The organism is bacterium (genome assembly GCA_039961635.1).
Taxonomy (GTDB): Bacteria; 4484-113; 4484-113; order JAGGVC01; family JAGGVC01; genus JABRWB01.
In genome coordinates this window covers 1-4,305 of sequence record JABRWB010000065.1, presented here as the reverse complement: position 1 = coordinate 4,305, position 4,305 = coordinate 1, and the positions used below count along the sequence as shown (strand labels likewise).

Annotated in this window: 5 protein-coding genes; 3 read left to right on the top strand and 2 right to left on the bottom strand. The window is 61.1% G+C overall.

Annotated elements, in window-relative coordinates; genetic code table 11:
• Positions 1–627: hypothetical protein (locus HRF49_10250; protein MEP0815032.1), on the top strand; the 627-nt coding region annotated here is incomplete at its 5' end.
• Between the two features lie 6 nt (positions 628–633).
• On the opposite strand, the gene HRF49_10245 is transcribed toward HRF49_10250, so the two are convergent.
• On the bottom strand, positions 634–894 hold the full coding sequence (locus HRF49_10245; GenBank protein MEP0815031.1) for a hypothetical protein: 261 nt from the start codon (positions 892–894) through the stop codon (positions 634–636).
• A 117-nt stretch (positions 895–1,011) separates the two neighbouring features.
• On the opposite strand from HRF49_10245, the gene HRF49_10240 reads away from it, so the two are divergent.
• On the top strand, positions 1,012–2,388 hold the full coding sequence (locus tag HRF49_10240; protein MEP0815030.1) for a hypothetical protein: 1,377 nt from the start codon (positions 1,012–1,014) through the stop codon (positions 2,386–2,388).
• Between the two features lie 170 nt (positions 2,389–2,558).
• Here the strand turns inward: HRF49_10240 and HRF49_10235 are convergent, their stop codons facing one another.
• Complete coding sequence (locus HRF49_10235) at positions 2,559–3,344, bottom strand: C_GCAxxG_C_C family protein (protein ID MEP0815029.1); 786 nt, start codon at positions 3,342–3,344, stop codon at positions 2,559–2,561.
• A 387-nt stretch (positions 3,345–3,731) separates the two neighbouring features.
• Here HRF49_10235 and HRF49_10230 point away from each other — a divergent pair.
• Positions 3,732–4,305: hypothetical protein (locus tag HRF49_10230; protein ID MEP0815028.1), on the top strand; the 574-nt coding region annotated here is incomplete at its 3' end.

Here is a 4,305-nt window from a genome sequence, read left to right as displayed (position 1 = left end):
ATGATGGGCTCCGAGAAAGGCGCGCCCGCGCCGGCGGAGAAACGCCCCGAAATTTATCAAAAGACCTGTGAAACCCTGCCCGACAACGATTACACCACCATCGGCCCGGACGGACGCCGCTCCAACGACTGGGTGCCGGAAAAATACTACGATTACGCGCACTTTCCGGAACGCGTATACAAAATGAACTACGACAAATTCGAGCACAAGCTCGCGCTGGCAACCCAGGTGGACAAGGCGATCCGCGGCATAGAAGGCGTAAGCCGCCACTATCCGGAAGACGACGAGCGCCAAATCAGGATCGGCTATTACTTCCACCACAAGGACAAGGAGTATCCGCTTGCGTTCCTCGTGCTTGGAGATTCAATGCCGCCCCAGCCCCACGTCCAAATATGGATCAAGCTCGACATCTACCAGGAAATCGAAAACGTCGGATTCGCTGTCCACAAATTCCGGCTCGACAACGACGAGGCGCGGCTAGTCATGATCGATTCGATCGACCAGCTTCAGGGGCTGGTGGACGTACTCCAGCACAAAATCGAGCTTCGCCAGGGCACCGCACAGCTGAAGGCCAAAGAGGCGGCGCGGAAAGAAACCAAGGACTTCGGCGCGGGCCGCAGCTTTTAGCAACCGCTAAATGAGCCTTCGCGGCGGGAGAGCGGCGAGCCTTCGCCCGGCTTCCGCTGTCCAGAAGCCGTCCGGATGCGCCGCCAGGTAATACTCGTAGCTCATGCGCGCGAGCTCGGTCAGTCCGGCCTTTTCGAACGCCAGACCGATGTTGAAATACGCGCCCGCATAGCCGGGATCGACCGAAAGCTCGGCGTTTATCGCTCGAAGAGCTTCCAGCCATTCGCCCCGCTCGATCATTTCCTGGTATTTCAAGCATCTGGACATGGCGCGCACCTGACCGAAAAACTTTCCCTGAAGCCCCGATTTCGGGAACCTGGGATATACTAATGGTATCAGTTAGCGGGATTTGCGGGGATTTCCGCTCTTTCCGAGGTGATTCATATGAAAACCGGGCTCTTTTTCTTGGCGTTAACGGCGGCGTTTTCGCTGCTTCATCCCGCGGCGCTGCTTGCCGACGGCGCGGACGAATCGGGCAAGCTCAAGCCGATGGAATCCGCGGACGCGGTCAACGTGCCCGCCGAGCGCGTTTTCGGAACGCTTTACAAGGCGGGAGTGCTTCCGCTCAACGGGGAGCTGCTCATATACGTACCGGGCGAGCAGCCGATCAAGGCAAGCCACGCGGGAGGCGCGCTGCCCGAAATCATCGGCCAGACGCCGCCCGACTTCATCGTGCTTTCTGGATCGCGCGAAAAATTGAATGCGGCCGCGGCCGCGCTGGGCATTCCCAAAGACGAAATGAACGTCGCGCCGCTTTTGGGCGACCTGCTTGCGGGCAAAAGCCAGTTGAACCTGCCCGGCGGAAAGCCGTCCGGCGAAGGTTACGACGACGAGTACCCCGCGCTCGACAACGCGGCGCAGGCGGAAATGGACCTTATCGAATTCAGGCGGCGCGGCGGCGGATATCTGTCCGACGTGCGCGTCACGCTGGATGCGAGCGCCGGGCTGAACATCTACGACTGCTTCAGGATACTCTCCGCGGTGAGCGGAATCAGCATCGTCGTCGACCCCTACGCGTTCATGGAACCTGTCGGCGGAAGGCGCGCGCCGCTGCAGCAGCCGCCCGCGCCGGGAGGCAGCACCGGACCGGGCGAATTCCGCGACGCGGGCGAATTTCAGACGGCGGGAGGCGGAACGGGCGGCGCGCCGGCGTTTTACGGGATTTTCCGCGACACGCCGTTCGACATCGCGTTCGAAACCATCGTCTCTTCGAACAACCTGGATTACATGGTTATCCCGAACGAGAGCGATCCTTATTCAAAGCCCATTCTGTTCGTCACCAGCCGGGAGAGAATGGAGCACGAGCTGAATATTTCAGGCGTAAGCTCGATCAGCCTTTACCAAACGCACTACGCGGACCCGAACCAGCTCCAGCAGATTCTCATGAATATGAACGTCCTTCCCTCGACCGACACGGGATTTTACATTTATCGCGGCGGGCTGATCGGCGGCCAGGGCGGACTCGGCCAGGGCGGCGGAACCGGCGGGGGAGGAACGGGCCGCGGCGGCTCCGGAGGCGGCGGCGGCGCCGGTGGTTCGGGCAGCTTCGGCGCCGGAATTCCCCTTCCCACGGCCAAAAGCGGGCTGATGATAATCAAGGGCACGGGCGCCGACCACGCGGCCTTCTTCAACAGGCTCGTCGGACGCGAGAGCAAGGTTCGCGACGGCAGGAGGTTTTTCATGAAGGTAGCGCTTTCTCCCGAGGCGATGAACGACACGCTGCCCGCAAGCGAGCTGACGGGATACCTGGTGATGCTCTAGCGCGCGAGCGCGCGGGCCGGCTGCACCTGCGGATCTCATCGATTTCCGCGCCTTGGCAATGCGAGCGCGGCGGCGCCGACCGGATCGGAGATATTGTTTAGCAAAAGCGGCAGGCCCCCCCGGTATGGGAGGAACCCGCCGCATATCATACGCAAGACGCTTTTGCCGGATTACGGGTGGCCTGTGCTCTGGTCGGGATGGCAGGTCGTGCACGCCATCTTGCCGCGCGTGTTTTCAAGCAATCCGCCCTTGTCGTGGCAGCTTCTGCAGGTTTCGGTCTCGCCCGTCAGCGGGCTTCCCGGCGCGAACGTGCCGCCGAAGTAGGCGTTTAGCATGGTCACGAGCTTGTAAGCGACGGCTCCGGTGAGCCTTCCGCACCGCTCCGCGCGCTCCGGGCTGAAGGATTTCAGGCCCGCGGCTTCGCACCAATTGGAAACCGACGCATGGCATAGGTTGGAACCCGCCACCGAGTCCGCAATCGTGAAGTCGTTCTTGGGAGCAGCCGGCGTGAACGCGGGCAACGCGGTTTGCTCGTACCAGGTGAATAGGTCGGTGATGAGCTTTGTCCTGTCGTCACCGTTGCTGACCAGAAGCCCGATGGCGGCCGCCGCGCCGTTAAGGCAGCCGCACAGGCTTGCGATGCCGACAACCCCTCCCGCGCCGTAATCCATCATTTCCAGAGGAAACGTGCTGTGGGGCGGGCCGAGCTGCTCGCCGAGTTCCTTTATCACGGCGTTGAACACTCCGCCCATGCAGTGGTGCGCCGAATATACCTCATAAGCGGAATTCGCCACCTTGACCGGATCGAGCTGGGTGTAGGGATACGGGTAGGTGGGCTCCTCGGCGTTCGCCGGCTGCTCGAAAATCCTGGCGTCTTTGCGCGAGCACGCGCTAAGCGCCACTCCCGCTCCCGTTCCTAGCAGGGTGAACAGGAAATCCCTTCTCGTTTGAGACATATGGATCCTCCAAACGGAATTTAATAGTTCGGCGGGGGCCGTCCCGAGTGGTGAAATACAGCCGGTTCCGCCGAATAAGATTGTGCCCGACGAATCGGCAATGCGATAGCCCCCGGTAGTTTGTGAATAAAAGCACATTTAAGAGCCTAATTACCCGTCAGGGTATGTCTGGGTTTCCCGCGCCGAATACGTATCGTTCCTTAATTCAAGCTGATTCTCCGGCGCAGGGCTTTTGTAATATATATCACATTTAAGTACCTAATTACCGTTTTACGCGCGCAGTTCGGACGTGCGGGCCGCCCTCGGCGGATTTCCGGACGGACGGGCGCAAACGACTGGACGGCTTCAAGGCGGCCTTCCGAATACCTCTATAATCGCGATGTGCAAATGACCGACTTGCAGCTTGCGTCGCTTCTCTCGCGCGTCCGGACTCCGGGACGGTACGCGGGGGGCGAGCGCGGCGCGGTGCGGAAGAATTGGGAAGAGATGCGGCTGCGCGCTTGCCTGCTTTTTCCCGATCTGTACGAGCTTGGAATGAGCTATCTCGGCACGCGAATCCTTTATCACATAATCAACCGGCGCGCCGACGCTCTGGCCGAGCGGTGCTACGCGCCCGCCGATGACCTGTACCAACTGCTGAAGAATGGCGGAGCCGGAAAAATAAGCTCTGTGGCTGCGGAATCTGGGAACGGCGGACCGGATGCGATGAAATCAGGCTTCCGGCTGTGGTCGCTTGAATCGCGGCGTGCGTTGTGCGAATTCGACGCGCTGCTTGCGAGCTTCACGTACGAGCTTGCGTACCCGCAGTTTTTGCGGATGCTCGACGCGGGCGGGGTGCCGATTCTCGCGGCGGATCGCGGCGAGCGCGATCCGATCGTCCTTGCGGGAGGGGGGTGCGCGGCCAATCCGGAGCCGCTGGCGATGTTCGTGGACGCGTGGGGGATCGGCGACGGGGAAAAGC

Excerpts from the sequence above, each read along its gene's own strand:
- HRF49_10245 (MEP0815031.1), bottom strand. The coding sequence starts at position 894 with ATGTCCAGATGCTTGAAATACCAGGAAATGATCGAGCGGGGCGAATGG.
- HRF49_10235 (MEP0815029.1), bottom strand. The coding sequence starts at position 3,344 with ATGTCTCAAACGAGAAGGGATTTCCTGTTCACCCTGCTAGGAACGGGA.
- HRF49_10240 (MEP0815030.1), top strand. The coding sequence starts at position 1,012 with ATGAAAACCGGGCTCTTTTTCTTGGCGTTAACGGCGGCGTTTTCGCTG.